Origin of the sequence: Kosakonia sp. CCTCC M2018092 (assembly GCF_003864115.1) — a bacterium.
Lineage (GTDB): Bacteria > Pseudomonadota > Gammaproteobacteria > Enterobacterales > Enterobacteriaceae > Kosakonia > Kosakonia cowanii.
Genome location: NZ_CP034225.1, coordinates 514,781 through 537,706, shown reverse-complemented (window position 1 = coordinate 537,706; position 22,926 = coordinate 514,781). Strand labels below are relative to the sequence as shown.

The following is a 22,926-nucleotide window of genomic DNA, read 5'->3' as shown; positions in this document are numbered from 1 at the left end:
CCAGGCTGGAAGAAGACCTTCAATCTGATGACGATGCTGTAGCAAAGTGAGTGTTTATGTCTGAGAAAACCGTTGCGTTTTCGGTGCTGGATTTAGCGCCGATTCCACAAAACTCAAGCGCGCGTGACGCGTTTACCCATTCCCTCGATCTGGCGAAGCTGGCGGAGAAGCGCGGTTACGATCGCTTCTGGCTGGCGGAGCACCACAATATGACCGGGATCGCCAGCGCGGCGACGTCGGTGTTGATCGGTTACCTGGCAGCGAATACGCAAACCCTGCGGCTCGGCTCTGGCGGCGTGATGCTGCCGAACCACGCTCCGCTGGTGATTGCCGAGCAGTTCGGTACGCTAAATACCCTCTACCCTGGGCGCATCGATCTCGGGCTTGGCCGCGCGCCGGGCAGCGATCAGCGCACTATGATGGCGCTGCGCCGCCATATGAGCGGCGATGTTGATAATTTCCCCCGCGATGTGAAGGAGCTGGTCGACTGGTTTGACGCCAACGATCCGAACCCGCACGTGCGCCCGGTGCCGGGCTATGGCGAGAAGATCCCGGTGTGGCTGTTAGGCTCCAGCCTTTACAGTGCGCAGCTTGCCGCCCAGCTTGGCCTGCCGTTTGCCTTCGCCTCACACTTTGCGCCGGATATGCTGTTCCAGGCGCTGCATCTCTATCGCACCCAGTTCAAGCCCTCGGCGCGGCTGGAAAAACCTTATGCGATGGTGTGTATCAATATTGTTGCCGCCGACAGCAACCGCGATGCGGAGTATCTCTTTACCTCGATGCAGCAGGCGTTTGTGAAGCTGCGCCGCGGTGAGACGAGCCAGTTGCCGCCGCCGATTGAGAATATGGATCACTTCTGGTCGCCGTCTGAAAAGTATGGCGTGCAGCAGGCGCTGAGCATGTCGCTGGTAGGTGATAAAGCGAAAGTGCGCCACGGTCTTGAGTCGATCCTGCGGGAAACCGAGGCAGATGAGATTATGGTTAACGGGCAGATTTTCGATCACCAGGCGCGGTTGCATTCGTTTGAGCTGGCGATGCAGGTGAAAGAGGCGTTGTTCGGTTAGGGCGTTGCCCGGCTTTTATGCCGGATGGCGCTGACGCTTATCCGGCCTACGGGGATCGTGCGGTCTTTATGCCGGATGGCGCTGATGCTTATCCGGCCTACGGGATCGTGCGGACCTTGTGCCGGATGGCGCTGGCGCTTATCCGGCCTGCGGGGATCGTGCGGTGTTTATGCCGGATGGCGCTGACGCTTATCCGGCCTACATAATTGTGCAGGCCGGGTTTGATTAGTGATAGACCGGCAGCAGATCAAAGCTTGATAACAGATGCACTACCGCGTTGCCTGCGCCGAAAAGCAGGATCAGAACAATCATCGGCTTACCGCCCCAGACGCGAAACGCCGGGCTGCCGAAGCGTTTACGTGAAGCATTCGCCAGCAGCGCTGGCACAATCGCCGCCCAGATGGTGGCGGCTAACCCCGCATAACCAATGGCGTATAAAAAGCCGTTCGGCCACAGCAGACCACCAACAATTGGCGGCAGGAATGTCAGCAATGCGGTTTTGAAACGCCCCAGCGGCGCATCATCGAATTTAAAGAGATCTGCCAGGTAATCAAACAGCCCCAGCGTCACGCCGAGGAAAGAGCTGGCAACGGCAAAATTAGAGAAAATCACCAGCAGCAGATCGAGGCTACGGCTGTTCAGCACCCCGCTCAATGCCTGCACCAGCACATCGATATTGCCGCCTTTTGCCGCGATATCGATAAACGCCGGACGGGCAATATTCCCCATCGTCACCAGTAACCAAATCACATACAGCCCAAGCGCCAGCAGCGTGCCGTAGACCAGGCAGCGGGTAATCACGCGCGGATCCTTGCCGTAATACTTCATCAGGCTCGGCACGTTGCCGTGGTAGCCAAAAGAGGCGAGACAGAACGGCAGTGTCATCAGCAGGTAGGGCGTGTAAGAGGCATCGCTCTGCGCAACATTAAACAGTGTTGCCGGCTGCACATGCCCGAGCAGGCTGCCGAAGGTGAGGAAGAAGGTGATCACTTTGGCGCCCAGCACAATCGCCGTCATGCGGCTGACTGCGTGGGTTGAGAGCCAGACGATAAACGCCACCAGCAACGCAAACCCCAGCCCTGCCAGGCGCGGCGGCACATCCAGCGACATTTCAGCAAAAGTGTGGTGCAGAATCGAGCCGCTCGCCGAGATGTAGGCGTAGGTCAGGATATAGAGCACAAAGGCGATGGAGAGGCCGTTAATCAGGTTCCACCCTTTGCCCAGCAGATCTTTGGTAATGGTGTCGAAGCTCGCGCCGCTGCGGTAGTTGAGGTTGGCTTCCAGGATCATCAGGCCTGAGTGCAGCATGCAGAACCAGGTAAAGACCAGTGCCAGAAGTGACCAGAAGAACCACGCGCCGGACATCACCACCGGCAGGGAAAACATGCCTGCGCCAATAATTGTGCCGCCGATAATCACCACTCCGCCGAACAGCGAAGGGGAAGCCTGGGTGGTTGTCAGTGTCGACATCTGAAACGTTCTCCTGTAATGGCGCTATGCCGAAAGTAAAGCCGATGCATTGTACCAGTACAGGAGTACATTGCGGATAAAAAAAGCCCCAATCTTTTCGATCGGGGCTGTATCTATTACTTTACGTTTGAAGCGTAAGGTTTACGCGTCACGACGACGGGTAGTACCTTCTTCGCGGCGCGGGCCGCGATTTTCACGACGCTCACCGCTGAAACGGCCTGCACCGGCAGGTGCTGCACCATCACGACGCGGACCGCGACCACCTTCACGACGCTCGCCGCCGCCGAAGCTACGACGCTCACCGCCGCCAGGACGGCGTTCGCTGCGCTCACGCGGCTGTGCATCGCCCAGCAGCTGCATATTCATCGGTTTGTTGAGAATACGCGTGCGGGTAAAGTGCTGCAGAACCTCGCCCGGCATGCCTTTCGGCAGCTCGATGGTGGAGTGAGAACCGAACAGCTTGATGTTGCCGATGTAGCGGCTGCTGATGTCGCCTTCGTTGGCGATTGCGCCAACAATATGACGAACTTCAACACCGTCATCACGGCCCACTTCAATACGGTACAGTTCCATATCACCAACATCGCGACGCTCACGACGCGGACGGTCTTCACCGGCACGTTCGGTACGCGGACCACGGTCATTGCGGTCGTTACGATCGCCACGGCGTTCGAAACGCTCATCACGCTCGCGGAACTCACGCTTAGGACGCATCGGTGCATCCGGCGGCAGGATCAGCGGACGTTCGCCCTGTGCCATTTTCAGCAGTGCGGCAGCCAGCGTTTCGATATCCATCTCTTCTTCAGAAGAGGGCTGGATTTTCGCCAGCAGCGCGCGGTACTGGTCCAGATCGCTGCTTTCCAGCTGCTGCTGTACTTTCGCGGCGAATTTTTCCAGACGGCGAGTGCCCAGCAGTTCTGCGTTCGGCAGCTCTACTTCCGGAATGGTCAGCTTCATCGTACGTTCGATGTTGCGCAGCAGACGACGCTCGCGGTTCTCAACGAACAGCAGGGCGCGGCCAGCACGACCCGCACGACCGGTACGGCCGATACGGTGAACGTAAGACTCGGAGTCCATCGGGATGTCATAGTTAACAACCAGGCTGATACGCTCAACGTCCAGGCCACGGGCCGCAACGTCGGTTGCAATCAGGATGTCCAGACGACCATCTTTCAGACGCTCCAGAGTCTGCTCACGCAGGGCCTGGTTCATGTCACCGTTCAGCGCGGCGCTGTTGTAACCGTTGCGCTCCAGCGCTTCAGCCACTTCCAGGGTCGCGTTTTTGGTGCGCACGAAGATGATCGCAGCATCAAAATCTTCTGCTTCAAGGAAGCGAACCAGCGCTTCGTTTTTACGCATGCCGTACACAGACCAGTAGCTCTGGCTGATGTCCGGGCGAGTTGTCACGCTGGACTGAATGCGCACTTCCTGCGGCTCTTTCATAAAGCGGCGGGTAATGCGACGGATCGCTTCCGGCATGGTGGCGGAGAACAGAGCGGTCTGGTGACCTTCCGGGATCTGCGCCATGATAGTTTCTACGTCTTCGATAAAGCCCATGCGCAGCATTTCGTCGGCTTCATCCAGCACCAGACCGCTCAGTTTGGAGAGGTCCAGGGTGCCGCGTTTCAGGTGATCCAGCAGGCGTCCCGGCGTACCGACAACGATCTGCGGGCCCTGACGCAGGGCGCGTAATTGCACGTCATAACGCTGGCCGCCGTAAAGAGCAACCACGTTCACGCCATGCATGTGTTTAGAGAAATCGGTCATCGCTTCAGCTACCTGAACCGCCAGTTCGCGGGTCGGAGCAAGCACGAGGATCTGCGGCGCACGCAGGTCCGGATCGATGTTATGGAGCAGCGGAAGAGAAAACGCTGCGGTTTTCCCGCTACCAGTCTGGGCCATGCCCAGCACGTCACGACCGTTCAGCAGGTGCGGAATGCACTCAGCCTGGATCGGAGATGGTTTTTCGTAACCGAGATCGTTAAGGGCTTCAAGGATAGGAGCCTTCAGGCCCAGATCTGCAAAAGTGGTTTCGAATTCAGCCATGTAGTACAAGTGCCTCTATGTCATTGGCGGCCAGTCTACATAACTCATCGTGAAAATATTTGGCAATTTTCATTGAAAAGTGTGAACCGGCTCAAAGTAGGTGTATTGACGAACAACAACGCCCTCACCAGTTAAGGTGATGGCAATCAAAAAAGATTACGGGCTGATGTTTATGTCGTCAGCTATTGCTGGTCCGATTCTGCCAGGTCGTCGTGCTCCTGGCCCAAGAGCGATAATTCCAACAATGCATAACGGTGCTCAACGAAGTTGTGGACGTTGTTAGCAACCGCTAATTTGAACAGTGCCGTAGCGCTGTCCTTATCCCCCAGACTTAGGTAGTACTTACCTAAATAGAAGTTGGTTTCACTGAGATGCTCAGCGAGCGAGGTGTTATCCGTTGCGTCCGCCTTCAGGCGATCCATTAGCTCAGATTCGCTAATGTCACCGAGGTAGAACTCGACAATATTCCATCCCCATTGCTCCTTGTCCGATTTTTCGAAGCGCTGTTTCAGTGCTTCTTTCGCCTTGTGCTCATCGAGCTTCCGCTCAACGATGTAAAGCCACAGGCTACGGAAAGGATCATTAGGATCGTCTTGATAAAACGCCAGCAGATCATCTTGCGCTAACTTATCACGACCGCCATAGTGCAGAGCGATGCCGCGGTTTAAGTGCGCGTAGTTGTAAGTTGGATCAAGCTCAAGTACAGAATCAAACGCTTCATAGGCAGCATCAAAATTGCCTGCCTGCGTTAAATAAATGCCTAAGTAATTGAATACTTCAGGCATATCGGGTCGGATGGCCAGCGCTTGTGAAAAATCATTCCGCGCCAACGCCCTCAAACCGAGACTATCATACAATACTCCGCGCTCATATAAAAGCTGTGCGCGTTCATCATCGGATAAAGCCCGACTGGCAAGAATTTGTTCCATGCGTGCCAGAATCACTTCTTGCTGCAAAGTCGGTTGCAATGGCACCGCGAGGACTTCGCTCTTACGCCAGGCAGAGTTGCTGCATCCTGCCAGCGTTAGAGCTGTCGCAACGAAACACCAGCGCAAAAAAGGCTTCATTTCCTACTCCCGAAGACAACAATTGGATGAACGTCCTGTCCCCCGGCTGCAAACATGGCGTCCTGCCTGAGAATAAGCCCTCCGCCTACGCGGAGGGCAAAGGCAAACCTTACTCGCCCAGTTCTGCTTGCGGCGCTTCTGACGCTTCAGCAGGCTGAGTTTGTTCAGTTGCTTCTTTAATGCTTAGACGAATACGGCCCTGGCGGTCAACTTCCAGAACTTTCACCGGTACTTCCTGACCCATCTGCAGGTAGTCGGTCACTTTCTCTACGCGCTTATCGGCGATCTGAGAAATGTGTACCAGGCCCTCTTTACCGCCACCGATGGCAACAAACGCACCAAAGTCGACGATACGGGTGACTTTACCGTTGTAGATACGGCCCACTTCGATTTCAGCGGTGATCTCTTCGATACGACGAATCGCGAATTTCGCTTTGTCGCCGTCGGTTGCCGCGATTTTCACGGTACCGTCATCTTCGATTTCGATGGTTGTGCCGGTCTCTTCGGTCAGGGCACGGATAACAGAGCCGCCTTTACCGATAACGTCTTTGATCTTGTCCGGGTTGATCTTGATGGTGTGGATACGCGGCGCGAACTCAGAGATATCGCCACGCGGCGCGTTAATCGCCTGCTCCATTACACCGAGGATATGCAGACGTGCACCTTTCGCCTGGTTCAGCGCAACCTGCATGATCTCTTTGGTGATGCCTTCGATTTTGATATCCATCTGCAGCGCAGAGATACCGTCGCGGGAACCGGCCACTTTAAAGTCCATGTCGCCCAGGTGATCTTCATCGCCCAGAATGTCAGACAGAACGACAAAGTTTTCGCCCTCTTTCACCAGGCCCATTGCGATACCGGCAACAGCGGCTTTCACCGGTACGCCTGCATCCATCAGTGCCAGCGATGCGCCGCACACGGAAGCCATGGAAGAGGAACCGTTGGATTCGGTGATTTCAGAAACCACACGCACGGTGTACGGGAATTTATCAGCTTCGGGCATAACAGCCAGCACGCCGCGTTTCGCCAGACGACCGTGACCAATTTCACGACGCTTCGGCGAACCGACCATACCGGTCTCACCTACGGAGTACGGAGGGAAGTTGTAGTGGAACAGGAAGCTGTCAGTGCGCTCGCCCATCAGTTCGTCGATGTTCTGCGCGTCGCGTGCGGTACCCAGGGTTGCTGTTACCAGCGCCTGCGTTTCGCCACGGGTAAAGAGCGCGGAGCCGTGAGTACGCGGCAGAACGCCGGTACGAACGTCCAGACCACGGATCATATCTTTTTCGCGGCCATCGATACGCGGTTCGCCTGCCAGTACGCGGCTACGAACAACGTTTTTCTCGATAGCGTGCAGGATTTCGCCCAGCTCGTTAGCGTCCAGGGTCTCATCTTCTGCAACCAGCGTCGCGATGGTTTCAGATTTGATCACGTCAACCTGAGCGTAACGCTCCTGTTTGTCGGTGATGCGGTAAGCATCGCTCAGACGGGATTCTGCCAGCGCTGCAACGCGCGCGTTCAGCGCTTCGTTGACCGCTTCCGGCTGCCAGTCCCAGCGCGGTTTACCCGCTTCTTTCACCAGATCGTTGATGTTCTGAATAACAATCTGCTGCTGCTCGTGGCCATAAACCACCGCGCCCAGCATCTGATCTTCGCTCAGCAGTTCTGCTTCGGATTCAACCATCAGCACAGCGGCTTCGGTACCGGCCACAACCAGATCCAGCTTGCTGGATTTCAGCTCTTCCTGGGTCGGGTTCAGCACATACTGGTCGTTGATGTAACCAACGCGCGCGGCGCCGATCGGGCCATTGAACGGAATACCAGAGAGAGACAGTGCAGCAGAAGCACCAATCATCGCTACGATATCCGGGTTAACCTGCGGGTTAACGGAAACTACGGTGGCGATAACCTGGACTTCGTTGACGAAACCTTCCGGGAACAGCGGGCGAACCGGGCGGTCAATCAGACGCGCGATCAGGGTTTCGCCTTCGCTCGGACGGCCTTCACGACGGAAGAAGCCACCCGGGATTTTACCGGCAGCGTAGGTACGCTCCTGGTAGTTAACGGTCAGCGGGAAGAAGTCCTGACCTGGTTTTGCTTTTTTCTGGCCAACAACGGTAACGAATACCGCGGTGTCGTCCATGCTTACCATCACGGCAGCGGTTGCCTGACGGGCCATCATGCCGGTTTCCAGCGTGACGGTGTGTTGACCATATTGGAATTTACGAATGATCGGATTCAGCAAAATTCTATCCTTTCTTAATGAACATCAGCACACCCAGGGCGTGCTGATAATTAAACCGGACCTTCTTGCATCCTCGCGACTAATGACAACCTTAACCCGCCCATTGCGGATAAAGCCTCTCATTAGCCGCGCGAACCTCTGCAATGAAGATCATACCTGGCAACAATACATCAGTTTAGTGCCAATTGCTGCCGCCTGGTTGAAAAAAGGGGCCGTAAAGGCCCCTTCTTGAAACTCGCCAGACTTAGCGACGCAGACCCAGACGCTCGATCAGCGCGGTGTAGCGTGCAACGTCTTTACGTTTCAGGTAGTCGAGCAGTTTACGACGCTGAGAAACCATACGCAGCAGACCACGACGGCTGTGGTGATCTTTTTTGTGCTCTGCAAAGTGACCCTGCAGGTGGTTAATCTGAGCAGTCAGCAGTGCAACCTGAACTTCGGTAGAACCGCTGTCGTTAGAACCACGACCAAACTCGGAAACGATTTTTGCTTTAGCTTCAACGCTTAGAGACATTTTCAACTCCAGTGATATAAGAATGACAGGGTGCCGATCTCTAATTCAGCTCCCCCAGGTTTAACGCCGGGTATGTTAAATACATAGCCCGGCGTTAAGCGGCAATATTCTACTCGTAGTCGGGCATTCCCGCAAGGTAAGCCCGTCAGTCAGCAGGATACTCAACAACCAGACGACGCGGCGCAACTCGCCCCTGATCATCAATTTCGCCCATGCCGATAAACTTACCCTCTTCGCCTTCCGTCACGCGGACAAGCCCTTCGGCCGGCGTAGTGGAAGCGCGCACCGGTTGGCCGTTTTTGAAATAGGCAGCAACCACGGTGGGAATGTTTACAACAGGGAAGTCGGACGCCGGGCTATCCATCGGCATCAACAGCGGATCGAGCAGCTCTGCCGCAGGAACCTCCTGCTGCTCGGCCTGCTGGACTAACTCCTGCAACTGTTCAAGGGTAACCATCCGCTCAATCGGGTAACGGCTGACCGCCAGACGACGCAAATAGATTACGTGCGCGCCGCAGCCCAGCTTCTCGCCCAGATCGTCAATAATGGTGCGAATGTAAGTCCCTTTGGAGCAGTGGATTTCCAGCTCGAGCTCATCACCTTCATGACGAATAAACAGTAGTTCATACACGGTGATGGGGCGCGCTTCACGCGGCACTTCAATGCCCTGACGCGCATACTCGTAAAGCTTCTTGCCCTGATACTTCAGGGCCGAGTACATCGAAGGAATTTGCTGCGTGTTACCGCGAAAGCTCTCCAGCGCACTCGCCAGCTCTGTGGCCGTAAAGGTCACCGGGCGCTCTTCCACGACCTGGCCATCGGCATCCGACGTATCGGTGCGTTGGCCAAGGCGGGCAATTACCCGGTAACGCTTATCGGAATCGAGCAGATACTGGGAAAATTTCGTCGCCTCACCAAGGCAAATCGGCAGCATGCCGGTTGCCAGCGGATCCAGCGCGCCGGTATGACCCGCACGGTTGGCGTTATAAAGGCGCTTTACTTTCTGCAGGACATCATTGCTTGATGCGCCCTGCTGCTTATCCAGCAGCAGTACGCCATGCACGTCGCGACCGCGACGACGAGGACGACTCATCAGTCCTCCTTGCTGTCGTCCGGGTTCACACGACGTTCATCATCGTGCTTCACCACGCTGGTGACCAGGTTTGACATACGCATCCCTTCAACCAGCGAGTTGTCGTAGAAGAATGTCAGTTCCGGCACGATACGCAGACGCATCGCTTTCCCCAGCAGGGAGCGGATAAAACCGGAAGCGTCGTGCAGGGCTTTAATGCCCGCTTTGATCGACTCTTCATCTTTGTCATTCAGGAAGGTCACGAACACTTTGGCATACGCCAGATCGCGGGAGACTTCGACACCGGATACGGTGGTCATCATGCCCAGGCGCGGATCTTTGATTTCACGCTGCAGGATAGTGGCAATCTCTTTTTGCAACTCCTGAGCGACGCGCTGCGGGCGACCAAATTCTTTCGCCATATTACTTCTCCAGACTAAAAAGGGGCCGTAGCCCCTTTAGATATCTCTTGCCGGGTGGCGCTTCGCTCCCGGCCTACGTTGCGCTAATGCGTCGATTATTCGATAGAGCGCTTAATTTCGATAATTTCGAAGACTTCGATCATATCGCCGGTACGTACGTCATTGTAGTTCTTAACGCCGATACCACACTCCATGCCGTTACGGACTTCGTTAACGTCATCTTTGAAGCGGCGCAGGGATTCCAGCTCGCCTTCATAGATAACCACGTTGTCGCGCAGGACGCGGATCGGGTTGTGACGTTTGACGACGCCTTCGGTAACCATACAGCCAGCGACCGCGCCGAATTTCGGCGATTTGAACACATCGCGCACTTCAGCCAGACCGATGATCTGCTGTTTCAGCTCAGGTGAGAGCATACCGCTCATCGCCGCTTTCACTTCGTCGATCAGGTTATAGATGACGGAGTAGTAGCGCAGATCCAGACCTTCCGCTTCGATCACTCGACGCGCAGAGGCATCGGCACGAACGTTGAAGCCAACCAGGATAGCGTTGGACGCAGCTGCGAGCGTGGCGTCGGTTTCGGTGATACCACCTACGCCAGAACCAACAATCTTCACTTTCACTTCTTCAGTAGAAAGTTTCAGCAGCGAGTCGGAGATCGCTTCCACGGAGCCCTGAACGTCAGCTTTCAGCACGATGTTCACTTCGTGCACTTCGCCTTCGGTCATGTTGGCAAACATGTTCTCCAGCTTAGATTTCTGCTGGCGAGCCAGTTTAACTTCGCGGAATTTGCCCTGACGATAGAGCGCAACTTCACGCGCTTTCTTCTCATCACGTACCACGGTGGCTTCGTCACCCGCCGCCGGAACGCCGGAGAGACCGAGGATTTCCACCGGAATGGACGGACCCGCTTCGGTCACTTCGCGACCCAGCTCGTCACGCATCGCACGCACACGGCCATATTCGAAGCCGCACAGTACGATGTCGCCTTTATGCAGCGTACCTTCACGTACCAGCACGGAAGCTACCGGACCACGACCTTTATCGAGGAAGGATTCGATAACAACACCGCTCGCCATGCCGTTACGGACAGCGTGCAGTTCGAGAACTTCGGCCTGCAGCAGGATGGCATCCAGCAGGTCGTCGATACCGGTACCGGCTTTCGCGGATACGTGAACGAACTGGCTTTCGCCGCCCCACTCTTCCGGAATGATCCCGTACTGAGAGAGTTCGTTTTTAACGCGATCCGGATCGGCTTCCGGCTTATCGATTTTGTTCACCGCAACAACAACCGGCACTTTCGCCGCTTTCGCGTGCTGAATAGCTTCGATAGTCTGCGGCATCACGCCATCGTCTGCTGCAACAACCAGAACAACGATATCCGTTGCCTGAGCACCACGGGCACGCATTGCGGTAAACGCGGCGTGGCCTGGGGTATCCAGGAAGGTGATCATACCGTTGTCGGTTTCAACGTGGTAAGCACCGATGTGCTGAGTAATGCCACCTGCTTCGCCGGAGGCCACTTTCGTTGAACGAATGTAGTCCAGCAGCGAGGTTTTACCGTGGTCAACGTGACCCATGATGGTCACGACCGGCGCGCGCGGTTCAGCCGCAGCACCCGTGTCACGGTCGCTCATTACCGCTTCTTCCAGCTCGTTTTCACGACGCAGGATAACTTTGTGGCCCATCTCTTCCGCAACCAGCTGTGCGGTTTCCTGGTCGATGACCTGGTTGATGGTTGCCATCGCGCCCAGTTTCATCATCGCTTTGATGACCTGAGAGCCTTTAACTGCCATTTTGTTTGCCAGCTCGCCGACGGTCAGGGTTTCACCGATCACAACGTCACGGTTAACGGCCTGGGCCGGTTTATTGAAGCCCTGCTGCAGTGCAGAGCCTTTACGCTGACGGCCGCCTTTACCACCGCGAACCGCGGCACGCGCTTCTTCACGGTCAGCTTTGCTTTCAGAGTGCTTGTTGCCTTTCTTCGGACGCGGGGCTTTAGCGGTACGGGTACGGCCGCGGCCACCTTCGACTTCACGATCGTTATCATCTTCAGCCTGACGTGCATGCTGGGAGGTGGTGACGTGATAATCGCCGGTCGTCTCTTCTTCTTCGCCTGGCGTTGCCGTCCAGGTTGCTTCGTTCTGTTCTGCCATTCGACGGGCTTCTTCCGCTACGCGACGTGCATTTTCTTCCAGTTTACGACGAGCCTCTTCTTCCGCTTTACGCTTAAGTTCCTGCGCTTCGGATTCACGACGGGCTTTTTCCGTCTGGGCTGCCCTGGTCACTTCGTCAGTTTGATGGTTGCTCACTTTGCTATTTTCCGCAGCTTCGCGTTTCGTGCTTTCGGCATTTTCGCGTTTAGCTTTTTCTTCAGCTTCACGTTTCAGACGCACTTCGGCTTCACGCTTGGCTTTTTCCTCGGCTTCTCGCTCAGCGGCTTCCTCTGCTTCACGACGGGCCTTCTCCTCCGCTTCACGCATCGCCTCTTCTTCCGCAGCGAGACGTTCAGCCTCTTGTGGATCGCGTTTTACAAAGGTGCGCTTTTTACGGACTTCGATCTGCACCGATTTACTTTTCCCACCGGTGCCCTGAATATTTAATGTGCTGCGCGTTTTGCGCTGCAACGTCAGCTTATCAGGCGCAGAACCGTGTTCACGGTTCAGATGCGCTAACAGCGTCTGTTTTTCCTGCGCCGTCACTGAATCATCAGCAGACTTGCGGATCCCTGCATCAGCAAATTGCTGTACCAGGCGGTCCACAGAGGTTTGAATCTCAGCGGCCAGCGTTTTTACGGTTACATCTGTCATGCTGTTCCTTCCTGCTACAGTTTATTACGCTTCGTCACCAAACCAGCAAATATTACGCGCGGCCATGATGAGCTCACCGGCTTTGTCGGCAGTTAACCCTTCGATATCGCTCAGGTCATCCACACCTTGCTCGGCGAGGTCTTCCAGCGTACAAACACCACGAGCAGCCAGTTTGAAAGCCAGTGCACGATCCAGACCGTCCAGGTTCAGCAGGTCTTCAGCCGGTTCTTTATTCCCCAGGCTTTCTTCCTGCGCCAGCGCCAGAGTAGTCAGTGCGCTTTTCGCACGATCACGCAGCGCTTCGACGGTGTCTTCATCCAGGCCATCGATTTCCAGCAGCTCTTTGATTGGCACATAGGCCAGTTCTTCCAGCGTTGAGAAACCTTCTTCGACCAGAACAGTGGCGAAATCTTCGTCAATGTCCAGATAACGGGTGAAGGTATCAATCGCTGCGTGAGCCTCAGCCTGATGCTTGGACTGCAGATCTTCAACGGTCATAACGTTGAGTTCCCAGCCGCTCAGCTGAGACGCGAGACGCACGTTCTGACCGTTACGGCCAATCGCCTGCGCCAGGTTGCCCGCTTCAACAGCGATATCCATGGTGTGCTTATCTTCATCCACCACGATAGAAGCAACATCAGCCGGTGCCATCGCGTTGATAACGAACTGGGCCGGGTTGTCGTCCCACAGTACGATATCGATACGTTCGCCGCCGAGTTCGGTAGAAACGGCCTGAACGCGGGCACCACGCATACCAACGCATGCCCCAACCGGGTCGATACGCTTGTCGTTGGTTTTCACCGCAATTTTGGCGCGAGAACCCGGATCGCGGGCTGCGGCTTTAATCTCGATAACTTCTTCGCCGATTTCTGGCACTTCAATGCGGAACAGTTCGATCAGCATTTCCGGCTTGGAACGCGTAACGAACAGCTGCGCGCCGCGCGCTTCAGGGCGCACTGCGTACAGCACGCCGCGAATGCGGTCGCCCGGACGGAAGTTTTCACGCGGCAGCATATCTTCGCGCAGGATCACGGCTTCAGCGTTGTTACCCAGATCCAGCGTGATGTTGTCGCGGTTCACTTTTTTCACCACGCCGGTGATGATTTCACCTTCGTGTTCGCGGAACTGATCGACAACCATTGCGCGCTCTGCTTCACGTACTTTCTGTACGATAACCTGCTTCGCGGTTTGGGTGGTGATACGGTCAAACGTCACGGATTCAATCTGATCTTCAACGTAATCGTCGAGGTTCAGGCTCTCATCTTCGTAACGTGCCGCTTCGAGAGTGATTTCACGCGTCGGCTGCGTCACTTCTTCTACGATCAGCCAGCGACGGAATGTGTCGAAATCACCGCTTTTACGATCGATGCTTACACGCACATCAATCTCTTGCTCATATTTTTTCTTGGTTGCTGTAGCCAGAGCACTTTCCAGCGCTTCAAAGATTTTTTCACGCGGAAGCGACTTTTCGTTAGAAACAGCTTCAACAACAGCCAAAATTTCTTTGTTCATTGGGGGCCTTTCACCTCAATCCAGACTGTTAAAAGTGGGGGACCAGGTTCGCTTTTTGAATATTGCTCAAGGCGAACACTTCATCTTTACCTTCGACCGTAACGGTGATCATTTCGCCATCGACATCTTTAATGATGCCCTGCCACTTACGACGGTTCTGCACCGCCATCCGCAGCACCAGCGAAACTTCGTCGCCCTTAAAGCGCGCGTAGTGCTCAGCCGTAAACAAAGGTCGCTCAAGACCTGGTGAGGAAACTTCCAGGTTATACGCTACGGTAATGGGATCTTCGACATCCAGTACCGCACTGACCTGGTGGCTGACATCAGCGCAATCATCAACATTGATGCCATCTTCACTATCAATATAGATGCGCAGCGTAGATGTGCGACCACGCACAAATTCGATACCGACCAGTTCGTAGCCCAGTGCTTCAACCGGCGCCGTAATCATCTCTGTTAATTTTTGCTCTAATGTGGACAAGTCCACCCCCAAGACATAAAAAAAGGGCATATAGCCCAGTTATTTCGTACTCAGATAACAAAAAACCCCGATAAATCGGGGCTTTAAATAACTGAACCCTATAGCCGCAACTGCGGCCTGGATAACCTTCCGGAAGAACTCTTTTCAAATCCCGCTAAAGAAGGCGTTAAGTCTTCACAGTATATTTGAAAAAGAACACTAAGGGAAAGTGGTTGCGGGGGCCGGATTTGAACCGACGACCTTCGGGTTATGAGCCCGACGAGCTACCAGGCTGCTCCACCCCGCGCCTGAAACGTGGCAAATTTTACTCGATTGAGCGTCAACTTGCAAATAATGCTGGGATTTGGTACCGAAGACGGGACGTAAAACCGGCTTGCAGTATATTGAAAAACATCGCGTTGTGTCAACCGCTCTTCTATAGCATCACGTGCTCCGCCGCTGTTGCATATTATTAAGAGAGTTTTTATGCACAGATGCCGCTTTTTCTTTCAGTTATACAATGAAAATTGCGCTTCTCTCTTCCGGTGCGCGCCAAAAGATGATTAAATGAAAACTCATTTATTTTGCATAACCATTCACTAAAGAAGTAAGAATGAGTGGTGTAAATAGCGTGGCGTGGCTGTTAAGTCTCTCACCATCAGTCTATCAAGCAGGGATTTTTTTATGACAACGATTCTCAAGCATCTTCCCGCAGGTCAACGTATTGGTATTGCTTTTTCAGGCGGTCTGGACACCAGCGCAGCGCTGCTGTGGATGCGTCAGAAAGGCGCAGTTCCCTATGCATATACTGCTAACCTGGGCCAGCCTGACGAGGATGACTATGAGGCGATCCCGCGTCGCGCGAAAGAGTACGGTGCGGAAAATGCTCGCCTGATCGATTGTCGTAAACAGCTGGTCGCTGAAGGCATCGCGGCTATTCAGTGCGGTGCGTTCCACAACACCACCGGCGGCTTGACCTATTTCAATACCACCCCACTCGGTCGTGCGGTAACCGGCACCATGCTGGTTGCGGCAATGAAAGAGGATGGCGTCAACATCTGGGGTGACGGCAGCACCTATAAAGGCAACGATATCGAACGTTTCTATCGTTACGGCCTGCTGACCAATGCCGAGCTGAAGATCTACAAACCGTGGCTCGATACTGACTTTATCGACGAGCTGGGCGGTCGTCAGGAAATGTCCGAATTCATGACCGCATCGGGCTTCGACTACAAAATGTCGGCCGAAAAAGCCTACTCGACGGACTCCAATATGCTGGGTGCCACCCACGAAGCGAAGGACCTCGAATTCCTCAACTCCAGCGTCAAAATCGTTAACCCGATTATGGGCGTGAAGTTCTGGGATGAGAGTGTGAAGATCCCGGCCGAGGAAGTTACCGTACGTTTTGAACAGGGCCATCCTGTCGCGCTGAACGGCAAAACCTTCAGCGACGATGTCGAACTGATGATGGAAGCCAACCGTATTGGTGGCCGTCACGGTCTGGGCATGAGCGATCAGATCGAAAACCGTATCATTGAAGCGAAAAGCCGCGGTATCTATGAAGCCCCGGGGATGGCGCTGCTGCATATCGCTTACGAACGTCTGCTGACCGGCATTCATAACGAAGACACCATTGAGCAGTATCATGCGCACGGTCGTCAGCTTGGACGCCTGCTCTATCAGGGTCGCTGGTTCGATCCGCAAGCGCTGATGCTGCGTGATGCGCTGCAACGTTGGGTGGCAAGTGCCATTACTGGCGAAGTGACGCTCGAGCTGCGTCGCGGGAATGACTACTCAATTCTGAATACGGTTTCCGACAATCTGACCTACCAGGCAGAGCGTCTGACGATGGAGAAAGGCGACTCGGTATTCTCTCCGGACGATCGTATTGGTCAGCTGACGATGCGTAACCTTGACATCACCGATACTCGCGCCAAGCTGTTCAACTATGTACAGACTGGCCTGATCTCCACCACCGCAGGGAATGGCCTGCCGCAGGTTGAAAACCTGGAGCACAGCGATAAGAAATAATCGCCGCCACTGAAATGCAAAAAGCGCCTGCGGGCGCTTTTTATTGCCGGTTGAACTGCCACAAACGTCGGGTATACAAACGACAGACGAAAAAAAAGACATCTTTCGATGTCTTTCTTTCGGAATATTGGTACCGAGGACGGGACTTGAACCCGTAAGCCCTATTGGGCACTACCACCTCAAGGTAGCGTGTCTACCAATTCCACCACCTCGGCACGACTTACTTCTTCACAACTTACTGCGGGATATCGCTGGTCGGCTTCGCCGGCGCTGCTGGCTGAGTCTGTTCACTCTTCGCCGGTGCGCTCAGGTTTTCCCACTCGCTTCCCTTATTGGTTTTATTGCTGTTAATGTTGCCCAGCACAAGGCTAATAATAAAGAACAGTGTTGCCAGCACAGCAGTTGCACGAGTCATGAAGTTACCAGAACCACTTGAACCGAACAGCGTACCGGACGCGCCAGCGCCAAAGGAGGCTCCCATGTCAGCGCCTTTACCTTGCTGCAGCATAATCAGAGCTACAAGAGCCAGAGCCACAATAAGGAAAACTACTAAAAGAGCTTCGTACATAATCAACCTGTTCCTTGCGGGGTTGCCGCAGCCAATGCTTCAAACCAATAACGCGGGATGTTTCATGCTTTCCCACTGAAGCGGGTGTGAATACTAACTAAAGCGACTGACCTGCGCAAGGGCAATTTCGACGCTTTTTATCAAGTGTGGAAAAAAACAGCAAAAGCGTGCATTATGGCGAAGAAAGAGGCAGCAAAAGCTGCCTTTTTAGCCACTTACCGAATCGTTAAACCGCTTTAACGGCATCGGCAATGCGATTAGCCAGCGCGGTAACCTGCGCTTCATCCTCGCCTTCAACCATCACGCGGATCAATGGCTCAGTGCCAGACTTACGCAACAGCACGCGGCCACGGTTCCCCAGCGTCGCTTCAACCTCTGCCATCACGGTTTTAACATTCTCATCTTCCAGCGGATCGCCATTACCAGCGGTAAAGCGGACATTCACCAGAACCTGCGGGAACATTTTCATGCCGCTGCAAAGGTCGTGCAGCGTCATATGGTTACGCACCATCGCCGCGACAACCTGCAACCCGGCAACAATTCCGTCGCCAGTGGTGGTTTTATCCAGCAGGATCACATGGCCTGAGTTTTCCGCACCGATGCGCCACCCTTTCTCCTGCATTTTTTCCAGCACGTAACGGTCGCCCACTTTCGCGCGCGCAAAGGGAATGCCCAGTTGCTTAAGCGCCAGCTCGAGGCCCATGTTGCTCATCAGCGTACCGACAGCACCGCCGCGCAGCTGCCCCTGACGCAGGCCTTCACGCGCGATGATATACATAATCTGGTCGCCATCGACTTTGTTACCTTCATGGTCAACCATGATCACGCGATCGCCGTCGCCATCAAAGGCGATACCCAGATCCGCTTGTTCTGCCAGCACACGCTCTTGCAGCGCTTGCACATCCGTCGCACCACATTTTTCATTGATGTTGACGCCATCCGGATCGCAGCCAATCGCAATGACTTTTGCACCCAGCTCGCGGAAGACATTTGGGGCAATGTGGTATGTCGCGCCATTGGCACAATCCACCACAATCTTCAGGCTGTTGAGGCTTAGCTCATTCGGGAAGGTCGCTTTGCAGAACTCAATATAACGGCCAGCGGCATCGACGATACGGCTCGCTTTACCTAATTCGGCAGAGTCAACGCAGGTCAGCTCTTTCTCCATCTCCGCTTCAATCGCCTCTTCAACCGCGTCCGGCAGCTTAGTGCCGTCGATGGAAAAGAACTTGATCCCGTTGTCATAGAACGGGTTATGGGAGGCAGAAATAACGATACCCGCTTCCGCACGGAAGGTTCGGGTCAGGTAAGCCACGGCAGGTGTCGGCATCGGACCGGTAAAGGAAGCAGAGAGACCGGCGGCGGCGAGCCCCGCTTCCAGTGCGGATTCCAGCATATAACCCGAGATACGGGTATCTTTACCGATAATAATTTTACGTGAGCCGTGACGCGCCAGCACCTTGCCCGCAGCCCAGCCCAGCTTGAGGACGAAATCAGGGGTGATAGGTGCGTCGCCAACACGGCCACGAATGCCATCAGTGCCAAAATATTTACGATTACTCATAGCGTTTATTTTCCTTCGCTGACAGTGTGGCTTCCACCACCCGCATAGCTTCTACCGTTTCTTTTACGTCATGGACACGAATGATCTGCGCACCCTGCATCGCAGCAATCACTGCACATGCCAGGCTGCCGCTTAACCGCTCTGCGGGCCCGACATTTAATAACTGGCCGATCATCGACTTACGCGACATTCCTACCAACAACGGTAAGCCGAAGTGGTGAAACTCGCCTAACCGGGCAAGCAGCGCATAATTGTGGGAGAGATTCTTACCGAAACCGAACCCAGGGTCGAGCAACAATTTTTCTTTTGCGATCCCCGCACGTTCGCAACGCGCAATATTCTCCACAAAAAAGCGGTTTACGTCAGCAAAGACGTCATCATACTTTGGCGCTTCCTGCATCGTCTTCGGTTGACCCTGCATATGCATCAGGCAGACAGGCAATCCGGTTTGTGCCGCCGCTTCAAGCGCGCCAGGCTCCGTCAAAGAGCGAATATCATTGATGATGTGCGCGCCCGCCCGCGCCGCTTCACGGATCACTTCAGGCTTTGAGGTATCAACCGAGATCCACACTTCAAAGCGCTGCGCTATCGCTTCCACAACCGGGATAACGCGCGCCAGTTCCTCTTCAACGCTCACTTCCGCGGCACCGGGTCGCGTAGATTCACCACCGATATCCACGATGGTCGCCCCTGCGTTAATCATCAGGTTGGCATGTTTGACCGCCTCAATCAGCGTGTTGTGGCTGCCGCCATCAGAAAAGGAGTCCGGCGTGACGTTGAGGATCCCCATCACGTGGGGATGAGACAGCTCAAGTGTGGAGCCCTGGGCATGAAGTTTCATGACTGAAGTCCCTGAAGGTATTACGGTTGAACAAAAAAGAAAAACCCCGGAGCAGGCCCCAGGGTTTCATTACAGACAGTTCATCAACTGCAGAAAGCTTATTTGTCGCCAAACTGCTCTGACATGGTGTTGCCCGGGTTCGGCGTACGCGGTTCATCAACCGGACGCGGCGCGCGCGGGGTACCGTTATTGTCAGAGTTATTCGCGCCTGGATCTTCCCAGCCCGCTGGCGGACGTACATCACGACGAGACATCAGGTCATCAATCTGCGGTGCGTCGATGGTCTCATATTTCATCAGAGCATCTTTCATCGCATGGAGAATATCCATGTTCTCGTTCAGGATCTGACGCGCACGATTATAGTTACGTTCAATCAGCGCCTTCACTTCCTGGTCGATAATACGCGCAGTTTCATCAGACATATGTTTCGCTTTCGCGACGGAACGTCCGAGGAACACTTCGCCCTCTTCTTCGGCGTAGAGCAGCGGACCCAGTTTGTCCGAGAAGCCCCACTGCGTCACCATGTTACGCGCCAGGTTAGTCGCGACTTTAATGTCGTTCGACGCACCGGTAGAAACATGCTCAACACCGTAGATGATCTCTTCTGCGAGACGACCGCCGTAGAGCGTAGAGATCTGGCTCTCCAGCTTCTGACGGCTGGCGCTAATCGCATCCCCTTCCGGCAGGAAGAAGGTTACGCCCAGCGCACGACCGCGCGGAATAATCGTCACTTTATGTACCGGATCGTGTTCCGGCACCAGACGACCAATAATCGCATGGCCCGCTTCGTGATACGCGGTGGACTCTTTCTGCGCTTCCGTCATCACCATGGAGCGACGTTCCGCACCCATCATGATTTTGTCTTTCGCTTTTTCGAACTCAACCATCGAGACAACGCGTTTGTTACCGCGCGCAGCAAACAGCGCAGCTTCGTTGACCAGGTTGGCCAGATCCGCACCGGAGAAGCCCGGGGTACCGCGCGCGATGATCGCAGCGTCAATATCCGGCGACAGCGGTACACGGCGCATATGGACCTTCAGGATCTGCTCGCGACCGCGAACATCCGGCAGCCCTACGACAACCTGACGGTCGAAACGACCTGGACGCAGCAGCGCCGGGTCCAGTACGTCCGGACGGTTGGTTGCAGCAATAACGATAATGCCTTCATTGCCTTCAAAACCATCCATCTCAACCAGCATCTGGTTCAGCGTCTGCTCACGTTCATCGTGACCACCGCCTAAACCTGCGCCACGCTGACGGCCTACGGCGTCAATCTCATCGATAAAGATGATGCACGGTGCGGCTTTCTTGGCTTGTTCAAACATGTCGCGTACGCGGGATGCGCCCACGCCGACAAACATTTCAACAAAGTCAGAACCGGAAATCGTGAAGAACGGCACTTTCGCTTCGCCGGCGATCGCTTTCGCCAGCAGCGTTTTACCGGTACCCGGAGGGCCGACCATCAGGACGCCTTTCGGGATTTTACCGCCCAATTTCTGGAAACGGCTCGGCTCACGCAGATATTCAACCAGCTCGCCCACTTCCTCTTTCGCTTCATCGCAGCCCGCGACGTCGGCAAAAGTGGTTTTGATCTGATCTTCAGTCAGCATGCGCGCTTTGCTCTTACCGAACGACATGGCGCCTTTGCCACCGCCGCCCTGCATCTGGCGCATGAAGAAAATCCATACCCCAATCAGCAACAGCATCGGGAACCAGGAGATGAAGATGTTACCGAGCAGGCTCGGTTCTTCAGGTGGTTCACCCACAACCTTGACGTTTTTGGTCACCAGGTTGTCGAGCAGTTTAGGATCTTCGACCGGGATGTAAGTCGTGTAACGGTTACTATCTTTCTTGGTAACGTTGATCTCACGTCCGTTGATACGCGCTTCGCGAACCTGGTCCTGGTTGACCTCTTGCAGGAAGGTAGAGTAATCCACCTTACGGCCATTTGACTCGCTGGGCCCAAAGCTCTGGAATACTGACATCAGCACGACGGCAATGACCAGCCAGAGTATTAGGTTTTTCGCCATGTCACTCAAGGGATTAACCTCATATTACAACTGTGTTAAAAACAGCGGCAGGATACAACATATCCCGTTTCATTCAAACCGAAGGCCGAAATCAACGGGGTATCATTTTCGCCCGGTCGCTACAATATACACTTCACGCGAACGAGCACGCGAAGAGTCCGGTTTACGCACTTTAACCTTCGTAAACAGGGAGCGAATTTCCGTAAGGTACTCATCGAAACCTTCGCCCTGGAACACTTTCACTAAAAAATTACCGCCTGGCGCTAACACATCGCGGCACATCTCCAGCGCCAGCTCTACCAGATACATAGAGCGGGGAATATCCACCGCTGGCGTTCCGCTCATATTAGGAGCCATATCTGACATGACAACCTGAACTTTACTGTCACCAACACGTTCCAGTAACGCTTTCAGAACTAATTCATCACGAAAATCGCCCTGAAGGAAGTCTACGCCGACGATTGGATCCATCGGTAAAAGATCGCACGCGATAATGCGCCCGTTCCCACCAATCTGTGTGACCGCATATTGCGACCATCCACCGGGTGCAGCACCCAGGTCAACCACGGTCATCCCCGGTTTAAAAATCTTGTCACTTTGCTGTATTTCATCAAGTTTAAACCAGGCACGGGAACGTAACCCTTTTTTCTGCGCCTGAAGAACATATTTATCGCTAAAGTGTTCCTGAAGCCAGCGGCTTGAACTGGCAGAACGCTTTTTACCTGTCATTTAACTTTCCATCCGGTTTCATCGGCGTCACCGAGAAATTTCGACGCGCAATTTGGCGATACAGAGGAGATGGCGGTAGAATGACCCGTTTTCAATCCCAACGTAAGCAAAATATACGATGAATCTGAGTACTAAACAAAAACAGCACCTGAAAGGTCTGGCACATCCGCTCAAGCCGGTAGTTATGCTTGGCAACAATGGTTTGACCGAAGGGGTACTGGCCGAGATCGAACAAGCGCTTGAGCACCATGAACTTATCAAGGTGAAGATCGCCTCTGAAGAGAGAGAAACTAAGACCTTGATCGTGGAAGCTATCGTTCGCGAAACCGGTGCCTGTAATGTCCAGGTCATCGGTAAAACGCTGGTGCTTTATCGCCCGACCGCAGAGCGTAAAATTTCGCTGCCGCGCTAAAGGATATCCTGAGTTGAACACAAAATCAGTGTAAAACGAGGGGTTTCCGCCAGCAGATGAGCAAAATGC

19 protein-coding genes and 2 tRNA genes are annotated in these 22,926 nt (G+C 54.4%); 3 read left to right on the top strand and 18 right to left on the bottom strand.

Going from position 1 to position 22,926, the window contains the following annotated elements:
• The first annotated feature begins 56 nt into the window (after positions 1-56).
• Complete coding sequence (locus EH164_RS02605; RefSeq protein ID WP_094422231.1) at positions 57-1,064, top strand: luciferase-like monooxygenase; 1,008 nt, start codon at positions 57-59, stop codon at positions 1,062-1,064.
• 225 nt (positions 1,065-1,289) lie between these two features.
• On the opposite strand, the gene mtr is transcribed toward EH164_RS02605, so the two are convergent.
• The 12 genes from mtr to EH164_RS02545 all read right to left on the bottom strand — a co-directional run bounded on the left by mtr (position 1,290) and on the right by EH164_RS02545 (position 14,989).
• Positions 1,290-2,534: a tryptophan permease gene (mtr, locus tag EH164_RS02600; RefSeq protein ID WP_124967192.1), complete on the bottom strand. Its 1,245-nt coding sequence runs from the start codon at positions 2,532-2,534 to the stop codon at positions 1,290-1,292.
• A 141-nt stretch (positions 2,535-2,675) separates the two neighbouring features.
• Complete coding sequence (locus EH164_RS02595) at positions 2,676-4,580, bottom strand: DEAD/DEAH family ATP-dependent RNA helicase (protein ID WP_094422235.1); 1,905 nt, start codon at positions 4,578-4,580, stop codon at positions 2,676-2,678.
• On the bottom strand, positions 4,573-4,653 hold the full coding sequence (yrbN, locus tag EH164_RS22885; protein ID WP_124971232.1) for a protein YrbN: 81 nt from the start codon (positions 4,651-4,653) through the stop codon (positions 4,573-4,575). The genes EH164_RS02595 and yrbN overlap by 8 nt, the downstream gene beginning before the upstream one ends.
• A gap of 109 nt (positions 4,654-4,762) precedes the next feature.
• Entirely contained in the window at positions 4,763-5,647 is an 885-nt protein-coding gene (gene nlpI / locus EH164_RS02585) for a lipoprotein NlpI (protein ID WP_124967191.1), read from the bottom strand.
• A gap of 109 nt (positions 5,648-5,756) precedes the next feature.
• Positions 5,757-7,892 carry a polyribonucleotide nucleotidyltransferase gene (gene pnp, locus EH164_RS02580; protein ID WP_023480719.1) on the bottom strand — a complete coding sequence of 712 codons (2,136 nt, stop codon included), beginning with the start codon at positions 7,890-7,892 and terminating at the stop codon, positions 5,757-5,759.
• Between the two features lie 244 nt (positions 7,893-8,136).
• Positions 8,137-8,406, bottom strand: coding sequence for a 30S ribosomal protein S15 (gene rpsO / locus EH164_RS02575; RefSeq protein WP_017457357.1), 270 nt, complete (start codon positions 8,404-8,406; stop codon positions 8,137-8,139).
• A 145-nt stretch (positions 8,407-8,551) separates the two neighbouring features.
• The gene (gene truB / locus EH164_RS02570; protein ID WP_124967190.1) at positions 8,552-9,499 is read right to left on the bottom strand and encodes a tRNA pseudouridine(55) synthase TruB; all 948 of its coding nucleotides are present in this window, start codon (positions 9,497-9,499) and stop codon (positions 8,552-8,554) included.
• Positions 9,499-9,900, bottom strand: a complete 402-nt coding sequence (gene rbfA, locus EH164_RS02565) for a 30S ribosome-binding factor RbfA (protein ID WP_023480926.1) — start codon at positions 9,898-9,900, stop codon at positions 9,499-9,501. Before rbfA ends, truB begins: the two co-directional genes overlap by 1 nt.
• A 95-nt stretch (positions 9,901-9,995) precedes the next feature.
• Positions 9,996-12,710: a translation initiation factor IF-2 gene (gene infB, locus EH164_RS02560; RefSeq protein ID WP_124967189.1), complete on the bottom strand. Its 2,715-nt coding sequence runs from the start codon at positions 12,708-12,710 to the stop codon at positions 9,996-9,998.
• 24 nt (positions 12,711-12,734) lie between these two features.
• Entirely contained in the window at positions 12,735-14,222 is a 1,488-nt protein-coding gene (nusA, locus tag EH164_RS02555; RefSeq protein ID WP_124967188.1) for a transcription termination factor NusA, read from the bottom strand.
• Between the two features lie 28 nt (positions 14,223-14,250).
• The gene (gene rimP / locus EH164_RS02550) at positions 14,251-14,703 is read right to left on the bottom strand and encodes a ribosome maturation factor RimP (protein WP_017457352.1); all 453 of its coding nucleotides are present in this window, start codon (positions 14,701-14,703) and stop codon (positions 14,251-14,253) included.
• 209 nt (positions 14,704-14,912) lie between these two features.
• Positions 14,913-14,989, bottom strand: a tRNA-Met gene (locus EH164_RS02545).
• Positions 14,990-15,366: 377 nt separating this feature from the next.
• Between EH164_RS02545 and argG the strand changes: the two genes are divergently transcribed.
• Positions 15,367-16,713, top strand: coding sequence for an argininosuccinate synthase (argG, locus tag EH164_RS02540; RefSeq protein WP_023481007.1), 1,347 nt, complete (start codon positions 15,367-15,369; stop codon positions 16,711-16,713).
• 128 nt (positions 16,714-16,841) lie between these two features.
• Here the strand turns inward: argG and EH164_RS02535 are convergent.
• From EH164_RS02535 to rlmE, 6 genes are all read right to left on the bottom strand, one after another.
• Positions 16,842-16,928, bottom strand: a tRNA-Leu gene (locus EH164_RS02535).
• Positions 16,929-16,948: 20 nt separating this feature from the next.
• The gene (gene secG, locus EH164_RS02530; RefSeq protein ID WP_054802976.1) at positions 16,949-17,281 is read right to left on the bottom strand and encodes a preprotein translocase subunit SecG; all 333 of its coding nucleotides are present in this window, start codon (positions 17,279-17,281) and stop codon (positions 16,949-16,951) included.
• A 226-nt stretch (positions 17,282-17,507) separates the two neighbouring features.
• On the bottom strand, positions 17,508-18,845 hold the full coding sequence (gene glmM / locus EH164_RS02525) for a phosphoglucosamine mutase (protein WP_124967186.1): 1,338 nt from the start codon (positions 18,843-18,845) through the stop codon (positions 17,508-17,510).
• Positions 18,838-19,686 (bottom strand): dihydropteroate synthase, encoded by an 849-nt coding sequence (gene folP, locus EH164_RS02520; RefSeq protein ID WP_023480702.1) that lies wholly within the window; start codon positions 19,684-19,686, stop codon positions 18,838-18,840. The genes glmM and folP overlap by 8 nt, the downstream gene beginning before the upstream one ends.
• Positions 19,687-19,784: 98 nt before the next feature.
• Entirely contained in the window at positions 19,785-21,716 is a 1,932-nt protein-coding gene (ftsH, locus tag EH164_RS02515; RefSeq protein WP_023480969.1) for an ATP-dependent zinc metalloprotease FtsH, read from the bottom strand.
• A gap of 102 nt (positions 21,717-21,818) precedes the next feature.
• Entirely contained in the window at positions 21,819-22,445 is a 627-nt protein-coding gene (rlmE, locus tag EH164_RS02510) for a 23S rRNA (uridine(2552)-2'-O)-methyltransferase RlmE (protein WP_094422249.1), read from the bottom strand.
• Between the two features lie 118 nt (positions 22,446-22,563).
• On the opposite strand from rlmE, the gene yhbY reads away from it, so the two are divergent.
• Complete coding sequence (gene yhbY / locus EH164_RS02505) at positions 22,564-22,857, top strand: ribosome assembly RNA-binding protein YhbY (RefSeq protein WP_023480872.1); 294 nt, start codon at positions 22,564-22,566, stop codon at positions 22,855-22,857.
• The last annotated feature ends 69 nt before the right edge of the window (positions 22,858-22,926 follow it).

What these genes read in the sequence shown, in the direction of transcription:
- rbfA (WP_023480926.1), bottom strand. Translation starts at nt 9,900, where the DNA reads ATGGCGAAAGAATTTGGTCGCCCGCAGCGCGTCGCTCAGGAGTTGCAA.
- truB (WP_124967190.1), bottom strand. Translation starts at nt 9,499, where the DNA reads ATGAGTCGTCCTCGTCGTCGCGGTCGCGACGTGCATGGCGTACTGCTG.
- nlpI (WP_124967191.1), bottom strand. Translation starts at nt 5,647, where the DNA reads ATGAAGCCTTTTTTGCGCTGGTGTTTCGTTGCGACAGCTCTAACGCTG.
- glmM (WP_124967186.1), bottom strand. Translation starts at nt 18,845, where the DNA reads ATGAGTAATCGTAAATATTTTGGCACTGATGGCATTCGTGGCCGTGTT.
- ftsH (WP_023480969.1), bottom strand. Translation starts at nt 21,716, where the DNA reads ATGGCGAAAAACCTAATACTCTGGCTGGTCATTGCCGTCGTGCTGATG.
- rlmE (WP_094422249.1), bottom strand. Translation starts at nt 22,445, where the DNA reads ATGACAGGTAAAAAGCGTTCTGCCAGTTCAAGCCGCTGGCTTCAGGAA.
- infB (WP_124967189.1), bottom strand. Translation starts at nt 12,710, where the DNA reads ATGACAGATGTAACCGTAAAAACGCTGGCCGCTGAGATTCAAACCTCT.
- nusA (WP_124967188.1), bottom strand. Translation starts at nt 14,222, where the DNA reads ATGAACAAAGAAATTTTGGCTGTTGTTGAAGCTGTTTCTAACGAAAAG.
- EH164_RS02595 (WP_094422235.1), bottom strand. Translation starts at nt 4,580, where the DNA reads ATGGCTGAATTCGAAACCACTTTTGCAGATCTGGGCCTGAAGGCTCCT.
- yrbN (WP_124971232.1), bottom strand. Translation starts at nt 4,653, where the DNA reads ATGAAAATTGCCAAATATTTTCACGATGAGTTATGTAGACTGGCCGCC.
- secG (WP_054802976.1), bottom strand. Translation starts at nt 17,281, where the DNA reads ATGTACGAAGCTCTTTTAGTAGTTTTCCTTATTGTGGCTCTGGCTCTT.
- folP (WP_023480702.1), bottom strand. Translation starts at nt 19,686, where the DNA reads ATGAAACTTCATGCCCAGGGCTCCACACTTGAGCTGTCTCATCCCCAC.
- yhbY (WP_023480872.1), top strand. Translation starts at nt 22,564, where the DNA reads ATGAATCTGAGTACTAAACAAAAACAGCACCTGAAAGGTCTGGCACAT.
- rpsO (WP_017457357.1), bottom strand. Translation starts at nt 8,406, where the DNA reads ATGTCTCTAAGCGTTGAAGCTAAAGCAAAAATCGTTTCCGAGTTTGGT.
- EH164_RS02605 (WP_094422231.1), top strand. Translation starts at nt 57, where the DNA reads ATGTCTGAGAAAACCGTTGCGTTTTCGGTGCTGGATTTAGCGCCGATT.
- mtr (WP_124967192.1), bottom strand. Translation starts at nt 2,534, where the DNA reads ATGTCGACACTGACAACCACCCAGGCTTCCCCTTCGCTGTTCGGCGGA.
- argG (WP_023481007.1), top strand. Translation starts at nt 15,367, where the DNA reads ATGACAACGATTCTCAAGCATCTTCCCGCAGGTCAACGTATTGGTATT.